The following is a 21,150-nucleotide window of genomic DNA, read 5'->3' as shown; positions in this document are numbered from 1 at the left end:
ATGCGCTTCCCTGAATTGCCGAGTTTTGTCACCCATCTGGAATGCGGCATGACCGGCGAGCGCCTGCCGGCTGATACCATCCACAATCTGTCGCCGCAGGGTTATCCGATCCTGGTGCGCTACGATCTTGATGGTATCCGCAAGGTGTTCACCAAGGAGAAGCTGCGCGAGCGTGATTGGAGCTGGTGGCGCTATCGCGAAATGCTGCCGGTGCGTAAGGCCGAGAATATCGTGTCGCTGGGCGAAGTGGTGACGCCGCTGATCCCGCTGCCCAGGCTGGCGCGCGAACTGGGCGCCAGCGGCGATTTGCTGGTGAAGGATGAAGGCCGGCTTCCCACCGGTTCGTTCAAGGCGCGCGGCCTGGCGCTGGCGGTGTGCATGGCCAAGGAACTCGGCATCAGCAAGATGGCGATGCCGACCAATGGCAATGCCGGCGCCGCCCTGGCCGCCTATGCCAGCCGTGCCGGGATCGAGACCGTGGTATTCTGCCCGGATGACACGCCGGCGGTGAACATGAACGAAATCGCGTTGCAGGGCGCGCGGCTCTACAAGGTCAACGGCCTGATCAATGATTGCGGCAAGCTGGTGGGCGCCGGCAAGGCGGAAGCCGGCTGGTTTGATACCTCCACATTGAAGGAGCCGTATCGTATTGAAGGCAAAAAGACCATGGGGCTGGAACTGGCCGAGCAGCTTGGCTGGGAATTGCCTGATGCGATTTTTTATCCCACCGGCGGCGGCACCGGCCTGATCGGCATGTGGAAGGCATTTGATGAATTGGAGGCGATCGGCTTTATCGGCAGCAAGCGGCCAAAGATGATTGCCGTGCAGGCCGCTGGCTGCGCCCCCATCGTGCGCGCCTGGCAGGGCAACCAGCGCCATGCGGCTTTGTGGGAAAATGCCCACACGGTTGCCGCCGGCATCCGCGTGCCGGCCGCCATCGGCGATTTCCTGATCCTGGATGCGGTGCGCAATTCCAACGGCTTCGCCATAGCAGTGGAGGATGCCGCCATCACCCAGGCGCTGCATGATGTGGCCAAGCATGAGGGTTTCCTGCTCTGCCCGGAAGGCGCCGCCACCTATGCCGCCTACAAGCAGGCGCTGGCCGAGGGCCGTATCGGCAAGGGCGACCGTGTGGTGCTGTTCAACTGCGCCGCCGGGCTGAAATACCCGATGCCCGAGGGCGGCCAGCCGCTGGATCGCCATGGCGCCATCAATTATTCACAGTTGTAAAAACCCACCTCGTTAATCACCCGGCAATGTTTCTGGCGTTTAGTAGCGGTGATGCCAAACCGCAACGCCGCCTTTCGCCTCCTGACCGCCAATGAGCAATTGGCCGAGCCGCGCCTCAGCCGATTGTTTGAGGATTGGCAGCGGGCGGCTTTGTGGCGCGGGCTGCCCGGTACCAGCTTTGCCGATCCACTGCATTTGCGCTATCTGCTTGGTTCGCTGGTGCTGATCGATGTGGTGCGCGACGGGCTGGGCCGGCGGCGTTTCCGCTATCGCCTGGTCGGCACCAATATTGTAGATCGCCAGGGCAAGGATCGCACCGGCACCTGGCTGGATCGCCATGGCGAAAGCGATTTCGCCGCTGCCGCGCTCAAGGTCTGCAATCTGGTGGCAGAGCAGCGCCAGCCGGTTTATGCCGGCATCTCACGCCGGCTGCTCGGCCGTTATTATCCGGTGGAATTCCTGGTGCTACCAATGGGCGGCAAGCAGGTTGAGCGCCTTATTGCCGCTCAACTTTATCCCGATAACGCCCCGCTCTGCCCTTATGGCATTGATGCCAGTGCGCAGATCGATGCCGAGGCGCTGGCGGCGACAGGCTGAAAATCAGCTTATTGCTTCGCGCAGGAAATAGATCAGGTCCAGTTCCGGCGGTTCACGATCCGGCGCACACATGCTGAGCAGCTGGTGCGCCTGGCCGCGATGATGGGCCTGGTGGTTGAAAAAATGCGCCAGCAGCGGTGCCAGCGGCTGGCGGAATGGCTTGCCGCTCATATTGGTGTAGTCCAGTTCAGCGGCGAGGCGGTCATCATCCAGCGCATCGGCAAAGCTGACGATACGCGCATCCATGGCCTGTCGCGCTGCCCAGAGTGGGGCAAAATCGGCATGCAGGATCTGGTTCAGCTTCTGGATATGCGGCGTGGCCGTGGCGGTGAAGCGGCCGAACCACACGCTGTCACCCACCAGGATATGATTGAGCGTGGCATGCAGGCTGCCGAAGAAACTCGGCCGTTCGGCATGATAGATTGCCGGCGGCAGTTTTTCGGTGGCGGCATAGATGCGCTGGTTGGCCCATTGGTTGTAGCGGGCGAATTGCTGTGTCTGCTGTAGCAAAAGCGAAGGCATGGGGGCGGCTCCGAATCGATTTGCCGTGATCTTAAATCGTCGCGGCAGGGATACGGAATCGTTGAATTGTCAGGCTACATTCGGCTCGCCGAGCAGATGGCCGATGCGCAGCAGGTTGCCATCGGGATCAACCAGATGGAATTCACGCAGGCCCCAGGGTTTGTCCTCGATCTCATCCATCCGTTCGGCGGCGGGGGTCTGGCTCCAGGCTTCATGCAGCAGATCGGCATTCTCCACCCGCAGATAGCAGCCGGCAAAATTGGCGTGCGGGTCGAGCGTCATTTCCGGATCGTCGCCGAGCCAGGCGAAATGTAATTCCAGCTCGCCGAGCAGCAGCACCATGTAATCCGGGTGGCGTGCGGCGCGTTCAAAACCCAGCACGCCATAAAAGCGTTCGGTAATATCCAGGTTGGTTGAGGGCAGCATCGGGATCGCACTGCCACGGATCGTATCGATCATAAGAATTCCGGCGAAAAGTGAAAAGAAAAAGGCCCGCCGGATTGCGCCGGCGGGCCCATACTAGAGCAATGGCGGCGGCCTTACCATTCGGCGAGGAACACATCCATTTTCTTCGCCGCCAGCGCATCGGCACGCGCCTTCATCCAGCCTTTGGCAAAGGCGGCGTCATCGGCAGGCGCGGTCTTCTTATAGGCTTCCCAGGCATCGTTCATGGTCTTCTGGCGCTCGATCAGCGCGGCATTGTTCTTGTCATATTCCGGCTTCCAGACGCCGATTTCCTTGAAGTATTGCACGGCGCCTTCATGCACCGGCACCACCCAGTCGAATACCTGGCGCTTGATATCCCAGCCGACATTGCCCGGCGCGGCGTCCTTGTACTCGTTATACAATTCCACCATCGCCTTGGTCATGGCATAGACCTGACCCTTATCCACTGCGGCATAGGTCATCAGCACCGGATAGGGATAGGTGGCGCCTTCAACCTTGTTGCTGGCGCTCATTTCCGGGCCTTCGGCGCCATAGAACGGCACATAGAACGGCGCCTTGGCCTTCAGCCGCTTCCAGCCTTCCTTGTCGCCATGCGGCACGGTGGGATAGGCGATGCCGCGCGGGCTGGAGGCCAGCTGATAGGCCTGGCCCGAGATGGTGGAGGCAAAGGCTGCATCCACCTGATTGTTGATGATACCCTGCATCGCCGGGCCGAAGCCGCCGAATTCCACCTTCTGCACATCAGCCCAGGTCAGGTTGGCATAGGCCAGCAGGGCGGTGATATTCTGATTCAGCGATGGGGCGCCCACCACCCAGGCAACCCGCTTGCCCTTCATGTCGGCCATGGTCTTGATATTGGCATCCTTGGCCGTGACCACGGTAAGCAGCGCATCGGAATTGTTCAGCAGCAGCGACCGCACCGGCTGCGGACCCCAATCCTTGCCGCCGAATTCATACACCGCTTCCTGCGCCATATAGGTGCCGCCAACACCATTGGCCGAGAACGGCACCTTGCCTTCGCGCAGCGGCACGGTGCGCGACACGTCATTCTTGCCGGGCAGCACACGCAGGGTCACGTTCAGCTTGTTCTTCAGCGCATTGCCCACGGCAACGGCCTGATTGTAGCCGCCGGAGCCGACATCATAGGCGGTCCAGGTCAACTGGTCGGGCAATTTGCCCTGGGCTTGCGCGCCGGGGGCGGCAGCCAAAACGGCCAGGGCCGCACCGGCAGCCAGGCTTTTGAATGAATAATGACGCATGCTTGGTTCCTCCTTGGTGGTTTCTTGTGATTACGCGGCAGTTTGTAATTCAGTCTTGCCGGCCAGTCGCAGCAATAGAAAGGCAGCGGCGGCGCAGGCCACGCCAATGGCGGCCAGCAGGATGTTATCAACCGGGATCAGGCGGCCGCCCGGTGCCGCCAGGGCAAAACCGCCCACCAGCAGCAGCACACGCGCCAGCACACGCTGGGCGCTGCCATCCAGCCGGCCACCCCACAGCACATAACCTTGCAAAGCCGAGGCGATCAGCGCCACGCCGGGAAAGGCGGTGATCAACACTTCGGCCACTTCCCAGGGCGTGCCTTTCAGGATCAGCGCCGGGTTGAGCACAAAGAAGAATGGCACAATGTAGATGATGGCGCCGAGCCGCACCGCCTGGAAGCCGATGGCAAACGGCGAGGTGCGGGCCAGCGGCGCGGCGGCAAAGGCAGCCAGGGCCACCGGCGGCGTGATGAACGAGATCATGCCCCAATACATGATGAACAGATGCACGGCCAATGGGTCCAGCCCGGCCTTGACCAGCGGCGGCGCCAGCACGATGGCCAGGAAGATGTAGCAGGCCGTCACCGTCATCCCCATGCCGAAGATGAAGCTGGTGATCGCCCCCATCAGCAGCAGGATCAGGGCATTGTCGCCGGCCAGATAAACCAGGTCATTGGCCAGTGTGCCGGCCAGGCCGGTCATCGAGAAGGCGCCGATGATGAAGCCGACACCGGCCAGGATCGCCACCAATTCGGCCAGCGCGCGGCCGATAGCGGCCAGCAATTCAACCAGCGAGGCCCAGGTCAGCCGGTTGCGCGGCAGTAGCTGGTTGATCACCAGCAGCAAAGCCGTGGCGGCGAAAGGCGCCGTGGCCTCGCGCTGCTCGTTCACCATCAGGAAAACTAGCACCACAAAAACCAGGATATAGAGCCAGCCCTGGCGCAGGGTTTCGCCCAGGCGCGGCAATTCATCGGGCCGCATGCCGCGCAGGCCAAGCCGCGCCGCATAGGCATCGATCTGCACCGAAAGGCCAAAGTAAAACAACAGGGCCGGAATGGCGGCGGCCAGGGCGATTTCGGTGTAGCTGATGCCGAGAAAACTGGCCATCACAAAGGCGGTGGAGCCCATCACCGGCGGCATCAGCACCGCGCCGGTGCTGGCCACGGCTTCCACACCGCCGGCATAATCGCCGCGGAAGCCGGTGCGTTTCATCGCTGGGATGGTGACGACGCCAGAAGAAATCACATTCGAGATCACACTGCCCGAGATCGAGCCTTGCAGCGCCGAGGAAATCACGCCGACCTGGGCGGCGCCGCCGCGCCAGCGCCCGACCAGGGCGAAGGCAACATCATTGAAGAACTTGCCGCCGCCGGTATGGTTCAGCGCGACGCCGAAAACGATAAAGCCGATCACAATCTCGCCAAAGGCCCGCATCGGGATGCCGAAGGCGCTTTCGGCTGAAACGATATGATAGGCCATGGTGTCGAGGAAGCTGGTCTGCACCCCCTTGATCGGCCCGGGCATAATGTCGGCCACCACCGGATAAAGCGAAATTGCCAGCACGATCAAGGTGATCGGCGTACCGCCGGTGCGGCGCAGGCTTTCCAGGATCAGCAGCCAGAGCAGCAGGCCCAGCCATTGCGCCGGCGGTGGCGCAGCAAATTCCCAGCCTTCGCCCAGGATGACATTCGACTTGGTGGCAAACCACAGCAGGGCAGCCAGCACCGCTATCGCGATCAGCCAGTCATGCGCCGGCAGGCCCAGCACGCGGCCAAAGCGTTCCAGCCGGGGTGCCGCCGGGTAGGCCAGGAAAACCAGCGGCAGGGTGAAGGCCACCAGCAAAAACAGATACAGATTGTCGATAAACACGATGCCGCTGAACAGGGCGAGATTAAATTGCTGGTTCAGCACCAGCAGGATCGCCAGGATGGTCAGGACGCAAAACAGGGCCTGCACAATCGGGCGCTGCCGGCGATAAGCCAGATCCTCCACCATACGCTCATCCGGGCGCGGCTCCTGCCCATGCTCAACGCTCGGCTTGGCCTGTACTCCCGGATTGGCGGCGCTATCGGCCATACTCCCGTCTCCCCCAACTTATTCTGTTTGTTGCCGGGGAGCATAGCACCGCCATCGGGGGCGCCAATACGGCTTGCCGCTTCGGATGAAGTAAATTCAGCCGATATCGCGGCGCTGCAATTCATGCGGCTGCCAGAATGGACGCTCGGCCTCAAAAGCCGCCTGGCCCGGATCGATACCCAGATCGGCCAGCGCCTGGCGGCTCAGGCCGGCCAGCCGTTGCCGTGCCTGGCTCCTTTCACGCCAAAGGCTTAGCCGTGCCAGCAGCGCGGCGGGCAGCAGCCGCCAGAGCGGCTGGTCCAGGCCGGCCATGCTGCTGGCCGGCAGGTCGGCTCCGGCCAGGTAGGCCAGGTCGAGAGGTGCATTACGATCAACATAAACCGACCGTTCGTGCTTTTTTGTGGCTGCAATCTGCTTCAGGGTGGGCTGGTAGGTCATGGCTTGGCTCCTTGTGGAACTCTTGGGTCAGTGTTTGGGGGTACGCGGCTTAAAGATCGTTTGCCAGTTGGATGGCTGGGGCTGGGGCGGCGCGGCGGATCAGGTCGTCAAACGCCGCCTCGGCCCGGAACCGGGCCTGCGGATCGCGCAGCAGCCGGGTGTAGAAAGACAGGCTGAACACAATGCCGCTCAGCTCAAAGGCAAATTGCTGGCAATCCAGATCGGCGCGGAAATGGCCTTCATTCACCGCCAGTTCGGCACCACGCGCCAGGGTGGCCATCCACTCATTCTGCATCGCCACCAGCTTGTCGCGCACCGGGCCGGGCTTGTCGTCCATCTCGGTGGCGGCGGCGGTCAGGATGCAGCCGCCCGGCAGGTCCGGGTTGCTGTCCATCCAGGCCAGCCACAGGTCAAACAGCTTACGCAGGCGCGGCAGGCCGCGCGGCGTGGCCCGGGCCGGCTTCCACACCGCTTCCAGGAAAAGCTGCGAGGAGGCATCCATCACCGCCTTCTGCAATTCTTCCTTGGAACCGAAATGCGCAAACAGCCCGCTTTTTGACATGCCCAGCCGGGTGGCCAGATTGCCAATCGAGAGGCCGTTGAATCCCTCCACGCTGGCCGCCTTCATGGCGGCTGCGACGATCGTTTCCTTGGTGCGTGCGCCTTTGCTCATGGCCAGAAGATACGAACGATCGTTCTTATTGTCAAGAATGAAAAACCGCCGCAGGAATGTTGACAATGCCGCGTGTGACAACCATCACCGGGGGATTCCACCAATGCGTCGTCGCCATTTCCTGTTTGCCGCTGCCGGCCTGCCCTTGCTGGGTTTTGGCGATCTGGTCTGCGCCGAGCCTACGCCGGCCTGCGGAATGCCCACCCCGCGCCAGACCGAGGGGCCGTATTTCAGCCCGCAATCGCCCTTGAAGCGCGACCTGCGCGAGGCCGGCATGGCCGGCGATGTGCTGCGCTTGCAGGGCGTTGTGCTGGATAAACAATGCCGCCCGCTGGCCGGCGCCAAGCTGGAATTCTGGCAGGCCGATGCGGCTGGCGCCTATGATAATGTCGGCTTCCGGCTGCGCGGCCATATCATGGCCAATGCCGATGGCGCCTGGCGTATCGACACCATCCGGCCCGGCCTGTATCCGGGTCGCACGCGGCATATTCATGTGAAGGTTTATGCCGCCCCCCAGGCACGGCCCCTGACCACGCAACTCTATTTTCCGGATGAAGCCGGCAATGGCCGCGACGGCATCTTTGATCCACGCCTGCTGCTGGCCCTGGAGCAGACCCCCGATGGCACATTGGGCCGCTACAATTTTGTGCTGCCGGGCTGATTGACCGCAGCGGGGTGGTCCCGGCAAGTTTGCCATCATGGAAACCACCACCTTGCTTACCTTCGCCGCCGCGGCGCTGGCCTTGGCCGTCACGCCGGGGCCGGACATGCTGATGGTGCTGACCCGTTCGGTGGCGCAGGGCCGCTTGGCCGGGCTGGTTGCCACCCTGGGCATCTCCTTGGGCTGTTATGTGCATGCCGCCATTGCCGGCCTGTCGCTCAGCGGCGTGCTGATCCTGGCGCCTTATGCCTTCGAGGCCATCCGCTGGATCGGCGCCGCCTATCTGCTCTGGCTCGGCTGGCAGGCCCTGCGCGGCAGCGGCGGCTTGCAGCTTGGCGATCAGGCCGCGCCGCGCATCGCGCTCTGGGCGGTTTTGCGCCAGGGGTTTTTGTGCAATGTGCTGAACCCGAAAGTGGCATTGTTTTTCCTGGCGCTGTTTCCGCAATTCATGGAGCCCAATCCGGATACCGCCTTGGCCCAGGCTATTGTGCTGGCCAGCGTGCTGAATGTGGCCGGCAGCCTGGTTCTGGTGCCGGTGGCTTTGCTGGCCGGGCGTTTTGGCGACTGGCTGCGGCACCGGCCGGGCTTCCTGAAATGGCAGAACCGCCTGCTTGGCCTGGTATTCGCCGGCTTTGCATTGCGGCTGGCCTTTGATGCGCGCAAATAGGCCATGAGCCTGGCCGCGCTGCTCACCTTCGCCGCTGCTGTGGCGGTTTTTGCCGTCACCCCCGGCCCGAATGTGCTGTTTGTGCTGTCGCGCGCGGTGGCGCAGGGGCGCCGGGCAGGCGTGGCCTCGGTGCTGGGGCTGATCCTGGGCTGGTATGCGCATGCTTTCGCCACTGCCATCGGCCTGGCAACGCTGGTGCGCGAGGTGCCATGGAGCTACGACGTGGTGCGCGGCATCGGTGCCGCCTATCTGCTCTGGCTGGCTTGGCAGGCCTGGCGCGGCAATGGCGCCTTTGCGCTTGATCCGTCGCGCCAGGGCGGCGCCAAGCTGTGGCGCATCGGCTTCGATGCCCTGATCACCAATCTGACCAATCCGAAGACCGCACTGTTTTTCCTGGCCTTGCTGCCGCAATTCGTTGCCCCGGAACAGGGCAATGTGATGGCGCAGATTCTGCTGCTGGCCACCATCTACAGCATCATAGCGGCCGGCATCCTGCTCCTTCTGGTGCAGGCTGCCGGCCGTATCGGCGAATGGCTGGCACGCCATCCGCGGGTAATCCTGTGGCAGCAGCGCGCCATGGCCACCATCATGGCCGGTCTGGCGCTGCGCCTGGCCTTTGATATCCGGCGCTGACCGTCAGTCGGCCGCCCGCACCCCGATCACTTCGGCGGTACCTTCCAGAATGGCTTCCTTCAGCATCTCGAAGCCATGCTCCATTTCGGCGATCTGTTCGCGCAGGCCCTTCAATTCCGCCACGGCGTTGGGCCGCATCGGCCGGTCGCCCTGGGCATATTCCAGCAGCAGCGTGGCATAGCGGCCTTTCAGCTTGGCCATCTGATGCACCAGCCGGTCCAGTTCCTGGGTTTCCACCCGGCCCAAAGCCCAGGCCATCTGTTCGCGGCTCTGCTCACGCAGCCGGTTCGACAGTTTCTGCACATATTGCCGCGCCGTCATCGGCCCAGGCGTGATGCCTTCGCGTTTTTCCATACGCTCGCGCGCCGTCAGGCCCGGTTCCAGCCGGTCGCCATCCAGGTTGAGCGCTGCCTTCAATTGCGGCTCGGCCCGCTGGGCCTGACGCAGTGAGAGCAAAGCAATGGCCATGGTCATCCTCCTTGAAATCAGTCAAGCAGGGTAAATGCAGGCGCCGTGCCAGAAGTATTTTTGCCTGTTTTCCAGGATTCGAATTGGTTAACTCGGCAGAAGCTGCCTATTGCTCCGGGGCTGGAGCAGCCAGGCTGCGGCTGGAATTGCCGTAGAGCAGATACAGGCTCCAGCCCAACGCCCGCTGGTCGCGGTAGCGCGCCAGTGCCTCGGCCGGCAAGCTGAATTCGGCCTGGCTGGCATAGGCGCGTGCCCGTTCGCCGCTGCTGAACGGGTTGCGGATCGGCAGGCTGAGGCCGATGCCGGCATCCAGCCCGCTGGATGAGCCGCCCGAACCGCCCAGCACCACGCTGGGCCGCCCGACCAGCGGCGCTTCCTGGCTCTGGCCCGGCGTGGTGATGCGCCCGGCGGCAAAAACCCGGCCATCCGGTGCGGTCAATTCTGCGGCGTCCAGCGGTGCCGGCGCACTGACGCGGATTTCCAGCCGCGTGGCATCAATCTGCCGCGCTGCTGCGCTCACCGGTGGTGGTGGCGGTGCGGCGCAGCCAGCCAGCAACAGGGGCAGCAGCAGAGACAGCAAGGCCGATGTTTTCATCATCGCAGCACTATAGGCGCGCGGCCTGCCGGCGTCTAAACTATGCGGCAAAATCACGGGAGAAAACGCCATGCAAAACCTCTTTGATCTGTCGGGCAAGGTTGCGCTTGTCACCGGTTCCAGCCGTGGCATCGGCCGCGCCATCGCCCTGCGCCTGGCCCAGCATGGCGCCAAGGTGGTGGTTTCCAGCCGCAAGGCCGAAGCCTGCGAAAAGGTGGCAGCCGAAATCCGGGAAAATGGCGGCGAAGCCCTGGTGGTGCCGTGCAATATTTCCGACAAGGCGCAGCTCCAGGCGCTGGTGGATGCCACGCAGCAAGCCTTTGGCCGTATCGACATCCTGGTCTGCAATGCGGCGGTCAATCCCTATTTCGGCCCCTCTGCCGGCATCCCGGATGACGCCTTCGACAAGATCATGCAGTGCAACATCAAGAGCAATCACTGGCTCTGCAACATGGTGGCGCCGGGCATGAGCGCGCGTGGCGCGGGCGGTTCGATCATCATCATTTCCTCCGTTGGCGGCCTGATCGGTTCCAGCATGCTGGGCGCCTATGGCATTTCCAAGGCGGCGGATATGGCGCTGGCGCGCAATCTGGCGGTGGAATGGGGTGAAAGCCAGATTCGCGCCAACTGCATCGCGCCCGGCCTGATCAAGACCGATTTTGCCCGCGCCTTGTGGGAAAACCCCGATATCGCCAAACAGGCCACCAAGGGCTATGCGCTGAAGCGGATCGGCGAGCCGGATGAAATTGCCGGCGTGGTGGTGATGCTGGCGTCCGATGCCGGCAGTTTCCTCACCGGCCAGACCCTGGTGGTGGATGGCGGCGGCATGATCAACATGCAGAGTGTATAAACCCGGCCCAGGCATTATATAGTCACCCCATGTTGAACGCGATTCCCGACCGCCGCGCCATTATCGACCGCAAGAGCCTGACCTTGCAGCTTGAAGCTTTGCAGGCCGAGGGCAAGAATGGTGCGCAGGAGCAGCGCAACCAGGCGCTTACCCTGCTGAAAGCGGCGCTGAACCAGGGCCGCGCAGCAATCCGCAGCCGTTTTGAGGCCGGGGATACCGCGCTGGTAACGCGGCGCGCCATCGCTTTCCTGACCGACCAGATCATCCGCCTGACCTTTGATTTCACCACGCAGAAGGTCTACCGGCTGCCCAATCCCACGGCGGCCGAAAAACTTTCCATCGTTGCCGTGGGCGGCTATGGCCGCGGCGAGATGGCGCCATTTTCGGATGTCGATCTGCTGTTCCTGTTTCCCTACAAGCAAACCCCCTGGGGTGAGCAGGTGGTGGAATTCATGCTCTACCTGTTCTGGGATATGGGCCTGAAGGTGGGGCATTCCACCCGCTCGGTGGAGGAATGCCTCAGGCTTTCCATGGGCGACCTGACGATCCGCACCGCCTTGCTGGAAATGCGCTGGATCTGGGGCGAGCAGGATCTGGCCAAGACCCTGCGGCAGCGTTTCGCCAACGAAGTGATGGCCAAGACCGGGCCGGATTTCATCGAGAAGAAGCTTGCCGAGCGCGACGACCGGCACCAGCGTATGGGTGATTCACGCTATCTGGTGGAACCCAATATCAAGGAAGGCAAGGGCGGCCTGCGTGATCTGCACACCCTGCTGTGGATCGCCAAATATGTTTACCAGGTGGATGACCTGGATGGCCTGATCGAACGCGGCCTGCTGGCTGCCGATGAATACAAGCGCTACGCCCAGGCCAATGAATTCCTCTGGACCGTGCGCTGCCACCTGCATTACCTGGCCGGCCGGCCCGAGGAGCGGCTGACCTTCGACATGCAGACCGAAATCGCCAAGGCGATGGGTTATGCCGACCGGCCGGGCCGCAAGGATGTGGAGCGTTTCATGAAACGCTACTATCTGGCGGCCAAGGAAGTGGGCGACCTGACCCGTATCTTCGCGGCAGCATTGGAAGAGCGGCACAAGAAAAAGAAGCCGCTGGCGGTGCTGAAATCAAAAATCCGCCGGCCGAAGACTCTGGATGGCTTCGATAACGAAGGTGGCCGGCTCAATCTGCGTGACCCGCAGCTGTTTGAGCGTGAGCCGGTGAAGCTTTTGCGGCTGTTCCATCTGGCGCAGGAGCATGGGCTGGATATCCATCCTGATGCCTTGCGCCTGGTGCGGCAGCATCTCAAGCTGATCGGCGCCGAGCTGCGTGGCGATGCCGAGGCCAATCGCCTGTTCATCGAGATGCTGACCTCGAAACACGATCCGGAAACCACCCTGCGGCGGCTGAATGAAGCCGGCGTGCTGGGGCGTTTTGTGCCGGATTTTGGCCGTGTTGTGGCGCAGATGCAGCATGACATGTATCACGTCTATACCGTCGACGAGCATACCATCCGTGCCATCGGACTGCTGTCGCGTATTGAAAACGGCGCGCTGGCCGAGGAGCATCCGCTGGCGGTGCAGGTTATCCAGCAGATTGTGTCGCGCCGCGCGCTTTATGTTGCGCTGCTGCTGCATGATATCGCCAAGGGGCGCGGTGGCGACCATTCCGTGCTCGGCGAGAAGGTGGCGCTCAAGCTGGGGCCGCGCTTCGGCCTCACACCGGCGGAAACCGAAACCGTGGCCTGGCTGGTACGCTGGCATCTCGCCATGTCGGCCACCGCCTTCAAACGCGATATTGCCGATCCCAAGACCGTGGTGGATTTTGCCAAGCATGTGCAAAGCCCGGAACGCCTGCGGCTGTTGCTGGTGCTCACGGTGGCCGATATCCGCGCCGTGGGGCCGAATGTGTGGAATGGCTGGAAGGGCCAGTTATTGCGCGAGCTGTATTATCGCGGCGAGGAATATCTCTCCGGCGGCTTCGCCACCCGGGGCCGCGAGCAGCGTATTGCCGAAACCAAGGCGGCGGTGCGCGCCCGGTTGCCGGATTGGCCGGTCAAGGAGCAGGAAGCCTTGCTCAAGCGCCAGTATGAGAATTACTGGTTCTCCAATGATGCCGAAACCATCCTGCGCCATGCCCGGCTGATGCGTGTGGCGGACAAGGAAAAGCGCGGCCTGACCCTGGAAACCCGGGTGGATGGTTTCCGCGCCGTCACCGAAATCACACTCTATGCGCCGGATCATCCCGGCCTGTTCGCCCGTGTTGCCGGCGCCATTGCCGCCACCGGCGGCAATATTGTCGATGCCAAGATCTTCACCACCACCGACGGCATGGCGCTGGACACCTTCTTTGTGCAGGACATGGAGGGCAAGGCGTTTGACCGGCCGGACAAGCTGGCGCGGCTTTCCACCACCATCCAGCGCACATTGTCGGGCGATCTGCGGCCGCGCCTGGTGCTGGCCGGCGACAAGCCCGGCCTGCCCAGCCGCACCCGGGTGTTCAAGGTGGCGCCGGTGGTGCTGATCGACAACAATGCCTCCAACCGCCATACCGTGGTGGAAGTGAATGGCCGTGATCGGCCCGGCTTCCTCTATGAGGTGACGCGCGGGCTTTATGATCTCAACCTGTCGATCCGTTCGGCCCATATCGCCACCTATGGCGAGCGCGCGGTGGACGTTTTCTATGTGCAGGACCTGACCGGGCAGAAGATTGTGGATGCCACGCGCCTCAAGCAGATCGAACAGCACCTGCTCAAATTGTTGACCCAGGCCGAGGAAAAACCGGCCAAGGCCGCCGCAGCCAAGCCGGCCGCCCGCAAGGATGCAGCCTGAATCAGCCTGGCCGACCCCGGCAAAAGATTCCGGGTGGACAATCCTGCCGGGCAGGGCCACGGCCCCGCATTATTATAAATCAATGACTTAAGGCGAAAATCCGAGTTGGCATCGGGCTTGCTATCTACTAGCGCAAGTCCGGCCCAGAAAGGGCCAGCCAGCCTTCAGGGGTTTCGCCATGCAGATCGGTTCGGTTTCCACTTCGTCTTCCTACACCGCCGGCCAGGCCGAGAGCGGAGCCGCGTCCGACGAATTCAAGGCCGCCACCGCCTTTGCCAATGTGCTGGCCAATGCCTTCAGCGGCGGCGCCAAGCAGCGCCCCGAGATGAAGGGTCCGGAAGCTGCCAGCGCCGTTGAGCGCAGCCGTCAGCCGGAACCGAAGCAGGATTATGACAGCCGGGCGGAAAACCGCCCGGAACGCCAAGCGGCCGATGTGGGCGAGAAACAGCCTGCCGACAAGCCGAGGCAGAAGGAAATCCACAAGAGCGACAATGCGGCGCAGCAGGCGTCGGATGCCGCTCCCAAGGAGGAAGGTGCCGCACAAAGCGCGGCACCGGCAGAAAGCCAGGCCGCAGAAGCGGCTGCGCAGGCCGGTGAAGAACCGGCACAAGACGAGGCCGAGGGCAAGGACAAGCAGGCCGCAGAAGCGGCGATTGATCCGAACCTGATCCTCAACCTGTTCATCCCCGCCGCCCAGGCGGCCGTGTCGGCGCAGGCCGGCACCGCGTCCCAGAACGGGACACAGACTGGCGCCCAAGCTGGCGTTGCGGTGGATGCAAATCAGGGTGCGGCCAATCCGGTGGATGCGGCCCTACAGCAGATTCAGGCTTCGGTTTTATCACCCGAAGCGCAATCCCAGATCGTTGATGCGATGCGCCAGGCGCAGGGCGGCAGCGGCAAGGGCAAGATCGAGGTGCAGACCAGTGCCGACGGCGTGGCGCCGAAGCCGCTGATTGATCCGGCAGCGCTGTTTGCCGACATGCTGGCGCAGCAGGGCGCCGAGGGCGAGACACTGGATGGCCAGGGTCTGCCGGGCGCCGAGCAGCAATTGCTCAAGCAGGATGCGCTGGCGCAGCTCAACACCGCGCAGGTCGTCTTCAGCCTTGAAACCCCACCGGCTGCCAGCCCGGCCGCCGATGCGGCCAAGAACGGCCTCGGCGCCGTGGCCGGTCTTGGTCAGAGCCAGGCCAGCCAGCAGGGCCAGGCGGTCAACCACGCGCAGGCCCAGGCAGCGCGCCATGCCTCGGCTTTGGTGCCGCCGGGCGAGCAGGTGGCGGTGCATGTCAAAAAGGCCATTGCCGAGGGCAGCGACACAATTTCGATCAAGCTTGATCCCGGCAATCTCGGCCGCGTCGAGGTGACGCTGGAAGTGAGCCAGGATGGCCGCCTGCTGGCGGTGATTGCCGCCGACAAGCCGGAAACCCTGCAAATGTTGCAGAAGGATGCCGCAGCCTTGGAGCAATCGCTGCGCGATGGCGGCCTCAAGACCAATCAGGATTCGCTGAGTTTTCAGTTGCGCGACCAGGGCCAGGATAATCGTGGCTTTGCCGGCAATGAAGGCGGCAGCCGGCGCGGCTATGGCCGGGGCGGCGATGAATACGGCGATGCCGGTGTGACAGGCGGCGACATGCGCAGCCTGGCCGCTGCTGCCGATGCGCAGCGCGCAGCAGCGCGCGGCGGCCTTGATATCCGAATTTAAGCCTGGGAAGGAGCCCAAGCCATGGTTACCTCAGTTGGCACGACCACCAATACCACCACTACCAGCACCACGGCTGCCGGCACCGCCGGCGTTTCGCTGGCAAAGAATTTTGACACCTTTCTGAAACTGCTGACGACGCAGTTGCGCAATCAGGACCCGACCTCGCCGATGGATACCAAGGAATTCACCAATCAGCTGGTGCAATTCTCGCAGGTTGAGCAGCAGATCAATCAGAACAAGAATCTCGAAACGCTGATCGGCCTGTTTGAAGCCCAGACCACCAACACCAATGTTGGCTATATCGGCAAGGAAGTGGTGGTGGAAGGCAACAAGGCGGCGTTGGCCAAGGATGGCGAAATCAACTGGCTGACAGATATTCCCGCCGGTGCTGCCGTGGTGAAGGCCAATATCTACGATTCCACCGGCAAATTGGTGGCGAGCCAGAATCTGGACAAGACGGCCGGCCGCACCACGGTGAACTGGGACGGCACCACCGATGTTGGCACCATATCGAAGCCTGGCAACTACACCCTGGAAGTGGTGGCCAAGGATGCCAATGGCGCGGCGATGACCTCGCCCAAGACCTATACCTCCGGTGTGGTGCAAAGCGTCGAATTTGAGGAAGGCGCGCAATTCCTGGTGGTCAATGGCATGCGCATGGATGCCGCCGATGTGGTGGCCGTCCGCATGCCGACCAATACCAGCACCAGCAGCGGCAGCTAAGCCCGATTCACCGCGCATTAACCAGCGCGTTTAGTCCTTTGTTAAATGGCGAGGTCTAGCATGTATCGCAGCCAGATTGTGAAGCCAGAAACGCGAATGTTCAGCCGCGAGAGCCCCATCGCCAGTATTGTCGGACCCGAGGGCCAGTTGCTGACCCGCGACAGCCTGCCTGCGCCCGGCACCAAGCGCTGGGTGATCCGGCGCAAAGCCGAGGTTGTGGCGGCGGTGCGTGGCGGTTTGCTGACCCTGGATGAAGCCTGTGAGCGCTATAGTCTGACGGTGGAGGAATTCCTCTCCTGGCAGCGCGCCATCGAGCAGCATGGCCTGCCCGGCCTGCGCACCACCCGGTTGCAGGAATACCGCCCCGGCAGCCTGAAGCCGCTGCCGGCCAAATCCGGCGCCCGGGCCTGAGCTTGCCACAGACAGACCGCCGTTTCCGGCCATAAAGGTTAACAAACCGCTAGGCAAAATTTGCCGGGGTGTTAACCTCTTCTTCATCCCAGCTGCCTACCCTGACACCATAATGTCCGGGTGCGTGGAAGCGCATGGGGTGATGCCGTGAATGGTCTGATGCAAATGTTGCGTAATCTGGGGCCTGCCCGCCTGGCCATGCTAGGCATGACGGCGGCTGCCCTGATCGGTTTTTTCATCTTCATCGGTATGAAGGTGACACAGCCGAAAATGGCGTTGCTCTACGGCAACCTCGACCTCACCGACTCGGCCGCCATCGTGACGCGGCTGGAGCAGCAAAAGGTGCCGTACCAGATCGCCGCCAACGGCGCCCAGGTGCTGGTGCCTGAGGATCGTGTGCTGCGGCTGCGCATGCAACTGGCCGAAAGCGGCGTGCCTTCGGGCGGCGGCTCGATGGGCTATGAATTGTTTGACAAGGCCAATGCCCTGTCGGCGACCAATTTCATGCAGAATCTGAACCATCTGCGGGCGCTGGAAGGCGAATTGGCGCGCACCATCCGCGCCATTGACCAGGTGCAGTCGGCGCGGGTGCATCTGGTGCTGCCGCGGCGCGAAGTGTTCAGCCGCGAACAACGCGAGCCATCCGCTTCCATCGTGATCAAGACGCGCGGCGGCCGCATCGACCAGCCGCAGGTCCGCGCCATCCAGAATATCGTTGCCGCTGCCGTGCCCGACCTGAAACCGAGCCGTATCGCCGTGGTGGATGATCGCGGCAACCTGCTGGCGGGCACCAGCGACGAGAAGGCCGATCCGCTCGCAGCCACCGCCAGCAAGATGACCGAGATGCGGCGCCAGGCCGAGGACAAGCTGCGCAAGTCGATTGAGGCCTTGCTGGAACGCTCGGTGGGTGTTGGCAATGTGCGCGCCGAAGTGGCCGTTGATATGGATTTTGATCGGGTCACCACCAATCAGGAATTGTTTGATCCGGATCAGCAGGTGATCCGCTCGACCCAGACCATCAACGAGCAGAATCAGAGCCAGGAAGGCCAGCAGGCCGTCACCGTGCAGAACAACCTGCCGGAAGCCCAGGGCCAGGGCGCCAATCAGGCCACGGCGCGCGGTCAGCGCTCGGAAGAAGTGATCAATTACGAGATTTCCAAGACCATCCGCACCCAGGTGCGCGAAGGCGGCATCGTCAAGCGGGTTTCCGCCGCCGTGCTGGTGAACCAGATCACCACGGTGAATGCCGAAGGCCAGCGCGGCTACCAGCCGCGCAGCCCGGAGGAATTGCAGCAGCTCAATGCCCTGGTGCGCAACGCCATCGGCTTCGACCAGCAGCGCGGCGATAATGTCGAAGTGGTGTCGATGCGCTTCGCCGAGCCGGGCGACATCCCCGAGGAAGTTGATCCCGACAGCGTGCCGATTTTCCTTGGCCTGAACAAGCGCGACCTGTTCCGCATTGGTGAACTGGCCGGCTATCTGCTGGCTGCCCTGCTGGCCTTGCTGCTGGTGGTGCGCCCGATCGTCAAGCGCATTATCGAGGCGTCACAGAATCCGGATGACGTGCCCCCGGGCATGTTGACCCCGAGCGGCATGGGTGTGCCGGTCGTGGTAGGCTCGGCGCCGATTGCTGAATTGCCCGCCGCGCCCGATGGCATGGCGCCGATGGCGACGCCCGGCATCGAATCGATGATCGACATTGCGCGCATCGAGGGCCAGGTGAAGGCATCCAGCTTGAAGAAGATCGGCGAGATCGTCGACAAGCATCCGGAAGAAGCAATTTCGATCATCCGCAACTGGCTCTACCAGACCAGCTAAGCCGGCAGGAGCAAGGACCATGGCAGAGAAGGATTTCCGCCAGCTCAAGGGGCCAGACAAGGCCGCCATTCTGATGCTGGCGCTCGGCGAGGAGCATTCGTCCAAAATCTGGCCGTTGCTCGACGACGAAGAGATCAAGGAAATCTCGCAGAACATGGCTAATCTCGGCTCGGTGAATTCCGAGACGGTGGAAAAGCTGTTCCTAGAATTCGTCAATAATTTCTCTTCCACCGGTTCGCTCTCCGGTACCTTCGACAGCACCGAACGGTTGCTGATGAAGGCACTGCCGGCGGATCGTGTCACCCAGATCATGGAGGAAATCCGCGGCCCGGCGGGTCGTACCATGTGGGACAAGCTGGCCAATGTGAATGAGTCGGTGCTGGCCAACTATCTCAAGAACGAGTATCCGCAGACCGTGGCCGTGGTGCTATCGAAAATCCGCCCCGAACATGCTGCGCGCGTGCTGGCTGCGCTGCCCGAGGAATTCTCGATGGAAGTGGTCATGCGCATGCTGCGTATGGAATCGGTGCAGAAGGAAGTGCTCGACAAGGTGGAGCAGACGTTGCGCACCGAATTCATGTCGAATCTGGCGCGCACCAATCGCCGCGACAGCCACGAGATGATGGCGGAAATCTTCAACAGCCTGGATCGCAACACCGAGGCGCGTTTCCTTGCCGCGCTGGAAGAGCGCAGCCGCGATGCCGCCGAGCGTATCAAGGCGCTGATGTTCACCTTCGAAGACCTTATCAAGCTCGATCCGAGCGGTGTGCAGACATTGATGAAGTCGGTCGACAAGGACAAGCTCGGGCTGGCGCTGAAGGGCGCCTCCGAAACCCTGCGCGACCTGTTTTTCTCCAACATGTCCGAACGCGCATCCAAGCTGCTGCGTGAGGAAATGGAAAGCATGGGCCCGGTGCGGCTCAAGGATGTCGACGAGGCGCAGATGGCGATGGTCAACATGGCCAAGGAACTGGCGGCCAAGGGTGATATCATGCTGGCCGACAACAAGGGCGACGACGAGCTTATCTATTGATCCGATAACACGGGGGATGATCGTTTTTCATGGCGGGTAAGGCCAAATTCCTGTTCGACCAGCCGTTCGATGGCTCCAAGCCGCGCACGGATGCGCCGATGTTCCGTTCCAAGGCGCCGCCGCCGAAATTCAATCTCGATGAGATGGAGGCGGCCAAGGCACAGGCTTTTGCCGCCGGCGAGCAGGCGGGCCGCGCGGCCGCCGAAGCCGAGCAGCAGGCCGCCATCGAGCATGGTCTGGCCGCCATCGAGGCGCGCATGGCGCAGCTGGGCGAGAATCTGAACCAGAGCGAGGCACGGGCGCGGTCTGAAGCTGTGACCCTGGCTGCCGCCATCGCGCGCAAACTAGCATCGCAACTGATGGCGCGCGAGCCGTTGCGCGAGATCGAGGCGCTGGTGCTGCGCTGCATGGATGATATGCGTGACGAACCGCGCCTGGTGTTGCGCGCGGCTGATCCGGTGATCCGGCTGCTGGATGACCGGATCGATATTCTGGTGGCGCAATCCGGTTTTGGCGGCAAGGTGATGCTGGTGCCGGATAACAGCCTGGCTGCCACCGATTGCCGCGTCGATTGGGCCGATGGCTCGGCCGAGCGCAACCAGGCACAGATCGAGCAGGATGTGGACCAAGCGGTGCAGCGTTATCTCGCCGCGCTGCGGTCTGAAGCAATCGCGACGGAAGGATGATCGATCATGGCTGATACCGGCGACGATCTTGAACTGAAGGATATCAGTGGCAGCGGGCTGCCCGAGGAAGATGATCCCAATGCAGCCCGCACCGCTGCCGACCTACAGGCGGTGTTTGACATCCCGGTGCATGTCTCGGCCGTGCTGGGCAAGGCAAATATGCAGGTCAGCCAGCTGCTCAAGCTTGGCCGCGGTGCGGTGATTGAACTGGATCGCAAGGTGGGCGAGGCCATCGACATCTATGTGAATAACCGCCTGGTGGCGCGCGGCGAGGTCGTGGTTGTGGAAGACCGGCTGGGCGTGACCATGACGGAAATCATCAAGGGCGGTCGCGGCGGTTGAGGCGGCGGACGAGACGAGGACCAGATAGATGCGGTTGATCATCATCGGCACATTGAACGGACAGATCGGCGCCGCCACGCGCATCGCGTTGCAGCGCGGGGCCAAGGTGTCGCAGGTGGAGGATATCGACGCGGCCCTCACCCTGCTGCGTGGCGGCCGTGGCGCCGAACTTGCCATGGTGGATGTGGCACTGGATGTGAAGCGACTGGTGGATGCGCTGAAAAACGAGCGTATCAATCTGCCCGTGGTGGCCTGCGGCATCGGCAATGATGCGCGTGCCGCCGTGGCAGCGATCCGCGCCGGCGCCAAGGAATATCTGCCGCTGCCGCCGGATGCCGATCTGATTGCCGCCGTGCTGGAAGCGGTGGCGGAGGAAAGCTACCAGATGCTGTTCCGCGACCCGGCGATGGGTGGCGTGGTGAAGCTGGCCGAGCAGATTGCGCCGTCTTCCGCCAGTGTGCTGATCACCGGCGAAAGCGGCACCGGCAAGGAAG

At 62.6% G+C, this 21,150-nt stretch carries 23 protein-coding genes; 15 read left to right on the top strand and 8 right to left on the bottom strand.

Going from position 1 to position 21,150, the window contains the following annotated elements; all coding sequences use genetic code 11:
* Both KBB36_RS02980 and KBB36_RS02975 read left to right on the top strand, forming a co-directional pair.
* Positions 1–1,230, top strand: coding sequence for a threonine synthase (locus KBB36_RS02980; RefSeq protein WP_290976672.1), 1,230 nt, complete (start codon positions 1–3; stop codon positions 1,228–1,230).
* 51 nt (positions 1,231–1,281) lie between these two features.
* Entirely contained in the window at positions 1,282–1,827 is a 546-nt protein-coding gene (locus KBB36_RS02975) for a PAS domain-containing protein (protein ID WP_290976669.1), read from the top strand.
* Between the two features lie 3 nt (positions 1,828–1,830).
* Here the strand turns inward: KBB36_RS02975 and KBB36_RS02970 are convergent, their stop codons facing one another.
* The 6 genes from KBB36_RS02970 to KBB36_RS02945 form a co-directional block, all read right to left on the bottom strand.
* Positions 1,831–2,349 carry a DinB family protein gene (locus KBB36_RS02970; protein ID WP_290976666.1) on the bottom strand — a complete coding sequence of 173 codons (519 nt, stop codon included), beginning with the start codon at positions 2,347–2,349 and terminating at the stop codon, positions 1,831–1,833.
* 69 nt (positions 2,350–2,418) lie between these two features.
* A complete protein-coding gene (locus KBB36_RS02965) occupies positions 2,419–2,808 on the bottom strand; it encodes a VOC family protein (RefSeq protein ID WP_290976663.1) in 390 nt (129 codons plus the stop codon).
* A gap of 80 nt (positions 2,809–2,888) precedes the next feature.
* Positions 2,889–4,055, bottom strand: a complete 1,167-nt coding sequence (locus KBB36_RS02960; protein ID WP_290976660.1) for a TAXI family TRAP transporter solute-binding subunit — start codon at positions 4,053–4,055, stop codon at positions 2,889–2,891.
* A 30-nt stretch (positions 4,056–4,085) separates the two neighbouring features.
* Positions 4,086–6,131: a TRAP transporter fused permease subunit gene (locus tag KBB36_RS02955; protein WP_290976658.1), complete on the bottom strand. Its 2,046-nt coding sequence runs from the start codon at positions 6,129–6,131 to the stop codon at positions 4,086–4,088.
* A 96-nt stretch (positions 6,132–6,227) separates the two neighbouring features.
* The gene (locus KBB36_RS02950; RefSeq protein ID WP_290976655.1) at positions 6,228–6,569 is read right to left on the bottom strand and encodes a DUF1127 domain-containing protein; all 342 of its coding nucleotides are present in this window, start codon (positions 6,567–6,569) and stop codon (positions 6,228–6,230) included.
* Positions 6,570–6,618: 49 nt separating this feature from the next.
* A complete protein-coding gene (locus tag KBB36_RS02945; RefSeq protein WP_290976653.1) occupies positions 6,619–7,242 on the bottom strand; it encodes a TetR/AcrR family transcriptional regulator in 624 nt (207 codons plus the stop codon).
* 103 nt (positions 7,243–7,345) lie between these two features.
* Between KBB36_RS02945 and KBB36_RS02940 the strand changes: the two genes are divergently transcribed.
* Genes KBB36_RS02940 through KBB36_RS02930 form a run of 3 tightly spaced genes read left to right on the top strand, consistent with a single transcriptional unit; the run spans position 7,346 to position 9,203 of the window.
* Positions 7,346–7,903, top strand: coding sequence for an intradiol ring-cleavage dioxygenase (locus KBB36_RS02940; RefSeq protein WP_290976651.1), 558 nt, complete (start codon positions 7,346–7,348; stop codon positions 7,901–7,903).
* Between the two features lie 37 nt (positions 7,904–7,940).
* The gene (locus KBB36_RS02935) at positions 7,941–8,570 is read left to right on the top strand and encodes a LysE family translocator (RefSeq protein ID WP_290976648.1); all 630 of its coding nucleotides are present in this window, start codon (positions 7,941–7,943) and stop codon (positions 8,568–8,570) included.
* A 3-nt stretch (positions 8,571–8,573) separates the two neighbouring features.
* Positions 8,574–9,203, top strand: a complete 630-nt coding sequence (locus tag KBB36_RS02930) for a LysE family translocator (RefSeq protein WP_290976645.1) — start codon at positions 8,574–8,576, stop codon at positions 9,201–9,203.
* A 3-nt stretch (positions 9,204–9,206) separates the two neighbouring features.
* Here the strand turns inward: KBB36_RS02930 and KBB36_RS02925 are convergent, their stop codons facing one another.
* Positions 9,207–9,671, bottom strand: a complete 465-nt coding sequence (locus KBB36_RS02925) for a hypothetical protein (protein WP_290976643.1) — start codon at positions 9,669–9,671, stop codon at positions 9,207–9,209.
* Positions 9,672–9,777: 106 nt separating this feature from the next.
* Positions 9,778–10,338 carry a hypothetical protein gene (locus KBB36_RS02920; protein WP_290976640.1) on the bottom strand — a complete coding sequence of 187 codons (561 nt, stop codon included), beginning with the start codon at positions 10,336–10,338 and terminating at the stop codon, positions 9,778–9,780.
* Between KBB36_RS02920 and KBB36_RS02915 the strand changes: the two genes are divergently transcribed.
* The 10 genes from KBB36_RS02915 to KBB36_RS02870 form a co-directional block, all read left to right on the top strand.
* Positions 10,337–11,116: a glucose 1-dehydrogenase gene (locus KBB36_RS02915; protein WP_290976638.1), complete on the top strand. Its 780-nt coding sequence runs from the start codon at positions 10,337–10,339 to the stop codon at positions 11,114–11,116. The genes KBB36_RS02920 and KBB36_RS02915 overlap by 2 nt on opposite strands.
* A 29-nt stretch (positions 11,117–11,145) precedes the next feature.
* Positions 11,146–13,944 carry a [protein-PII] uridylyltransferase gene (locus KBB36_RS02910; protein ID WP_290976635.1) on the top strand — a complete coding sequence of 933 codons (2,799 nt, stop codon included), beginning with the start codon at positions 11,146–11,148 and terminating at the stop codon, positions 13,942–13,944.
* A gap of 178 nt (positions 13,945–14,122) precedes the next feature.
* Entirely contained in the window at positions 14,123–15,643 is a 1,521-nt protein-coding gene (locus KBB36_RS02905; protein WP_290976632.1) for a flagellar hook-length control protein FliK, read from the top strand.
* 21 nt (positions 15,644–15,664) lie between these two features.
* A complete protein-coding gene (locus tag KBB36_RS02900; RefSeq protein ID WP_290976630.1) occupies positions 15,665–16,366 on the top strand; it encodes a flagellar hook assembly protein FlgD in 702 nt (233 codons plus the stop codon).
* Positions 16,367–16,462: 96 nt separating this feature from the next.
* The gene (locus KBB36_RS02895; protein WP_290976627.1) at positions 16,463–16,777 is read left to right on the top strand and encodes a DUF1153 domain-containing protein; all 315 of its coding nucleotides are present in this window, start codon (positions 16,463–16,465) and stop codon (positions 16,775–16,777) included.
* A 159-nt stretch (positions 16,778–16,936) separates the two neighbouring features.
* Positions 16,937–18,595 (top strand): flagellar basal-body MS-ring/collar protein FliF, encoded by a 1,659-nt coding sequence (gene fliF / locus KBB36_RS02890; RefSeq protein ID WP_290976623.1) that lies wholly within the window; start codon positions 16,937–16,939, stop codon positions 18,593–18,595.
* 19 nt (positions 18,596–18,614) lie between these two features.
* A complete protein-coding gene (gene fliG / locus KBB36_RS02885; protein ID WP_290976620.1) occupies positions 18,615–19,628 on the top strand; it encodes a flagellar motor switch protein FliG in 1,014 nt (337 codons plus the stop codon).
* Between the two features lie 29 nt (positions 19,629–19,657).
* Complete coding sequence (locus KBB36_RS02880) at positions 19,658–20,314, top strand: FliH/SctL family protein (RefSeq protein WP_290976617.1); 657 nt, start codon at positions 19,658–19,660, stop codon at positions 20,312–20,314.
* A 6-nt stretch (positions 20,315–20,320) separates the two neighbouring features.
* A complete protein-coding gene (gene fliN, locus KBB36_RS02875; RefSeq protein WP_290976614.1) occupies positions 20,321–20,656 on the top strand; it encodes a flagellar motor switch protein FliN in 336 nt (111 codons plus the stop codon).
* Positions 20,657–20,684: 28 nt separating this feature from the next.
* The coding region (locus KBB36_RS02870) for a sigma 54-interacting transcriptional regulator (protein WP_290976611.1) at positions 20,685–21,150 on the top strand (466 nt) is incomplete at its 3' end.

Source organism: Ferrovibrio sp. (genome assembly GCF_017994015.1).
GTDB lineage: Bacteria > Pseudomonadota > Alphaproteobacteria > Ferrovibrionales > Ferrovibrionaceae > Ferrovibrio.
Note: the sequence above shows the minus strand (reverse complement) of the source record. Positions and strands in the feature narration are given on the sequence as shown.

Coding starts and splice junctions, on each gene's coding strand:
- KBB36_RS02905 (WP_290976632.1), top strand. CDS start 14,123: ATGCAGATCGGTTCGGTTTCCACTTCGTCTTCCTACACCGCCGGCCAG.
- KBB36_RS02950 (WP_290976655.1), bottom strand. CDS start 6,569: ATGACCTACCAGCCCACCCTGAAGCAGATTGCAGCCACAAAAAAGCAC.
- KBB36_RS02975 (WP_290976669.1), top strand. CDS start 1,282: ATGCCAAACCGCAACGCCGCCTTTCGCCTCCTGACCGCCAATGAGCAA.
- KBB36_RS02900 (WP_290976630.1), top strand. CDS start 15,665: ATGGTTACCTCAGTTGGCACGACCACCAATACCACCACTACCAGCACC.
- KBB36_RS02940 (WP_290976651.1), top strand. CDS start 7,346: ATGCGTCGTCGCCATTTCCTGTTTGCCGCTGCCGGCCTGCCCTTGCTG.
- KBB36_RS02980 (WP_290976672.1), top strand. CDS start 1: ATGCGCTTCCCTGAATTGCCGAGTTTTGTCACCCATCTGGAATGCGGC.
- KBB36_RS02930 (WP_290976645.1), top strand. CDS start 8,574: ATGAGCCTGGCCGCGCTGCTCACCTTCGCCGCTGCTGTGGCGGTTTTT.
- KBB36_RS02935 (WP_290976648.1), top strand. CDS start 7,941: ATGGAAACCACCACCTTGCTTACCTTCGCCGCCGCGGCGCTGGCCTTG.
- fliN (WP_290976614.1), top strand. CDS start 20,321: ATGGCTGATACCGGCGACGATCTTGAACTGAAGGATATCAGTGGCAGC.
- KBB36_RS02920 (WP_290976640.1), bottom strand. CDS start 10,338: ATGGCGTTTTCTCCCGTGATTTTGCCGCATAGTTTAGACGCCGGCAGG.
- KBB36_RS02970 (WP_290976666.1), bottom strand. CDS start 2,349: ATGCCTTCGCTTTTGCTACAGCAGACACAGCAATTCGCCCGCTACAAC.
- KBB36_RS02910 (WP_290976635.1), top strand. CDS start 11,146: ATGTTGAACGCGATTCCCGACCGCCGCGCCATTATCGACCGCAAGAGC.
- KBB36_RS02945 (WP_290976653.1), bottom strand. CDS start 7,242: ATGAGCAAAGGCGCACGCACCAAGGAAACGATCGTCGCAGCCGCCATG.
- KBB36_RS02895 (WP_290976627.1), top strand. CDS start 16,463: ATGTTCAGCCGCGAGAGCCCCATCGCCAGTATTGTCGGACCCGAGGGC.
- KBB36_RS02925 (WP_290976643.1), bottom strand. CDS start 9,671: ATGGCCATTGCTTTGCTCTCACTGCGTCAGGCCCAGCGGGCCGAGCCG.
- KBB36_RS02965 (WP_290976663.1), bottom strand. CDS start 2,808: ATGATCGATACGATCCGTGGCAGTGCGATCCCGATGCTGCCCTCAACC.
- KBB36_RS02915 (WP_290976638.1), top strand. CDS start 10,337: ATGCAAAACCTCTTTGATCTGTCGGGCAAGGTTGCGCTTGTCACCGGT.
- KBB36_RS02880 (WP_290976617.1), top strand. CDS start 19,658: ATGGCGGGTAAGGCCAAATTCCTGTTCGACCAGCCGTTCGATGGCTCC.
- fliF (WP_290976623.1), top strand. CDS start 16,937: ATGCAAATGTTGCGTAATCTGGGGCCTGCCCGCCTGGCCATGCTAGGC.
- KBB36_RS02960 (WP_290976660.1), bottom strand. CDS start 4,055: ATGCGTCATTATTCATTCAAAAGCCTGGCTGCCGGTGCGGCCCTGGCC.
- KBB36_RS02955 (WP_290976658.1), bottom strand. CDS start 6,131: ATGGCCGATAGCGCCGCCAATCCGGGAGTACAGGCCAAGCCGAGCGTT.
- fliG (WP_290976620.1), top strand. CDS start 18,615: ATGGCAGAGAAGGATTTCCGCCAGCTCAAGGGGCCAGACAAGGCCGCC.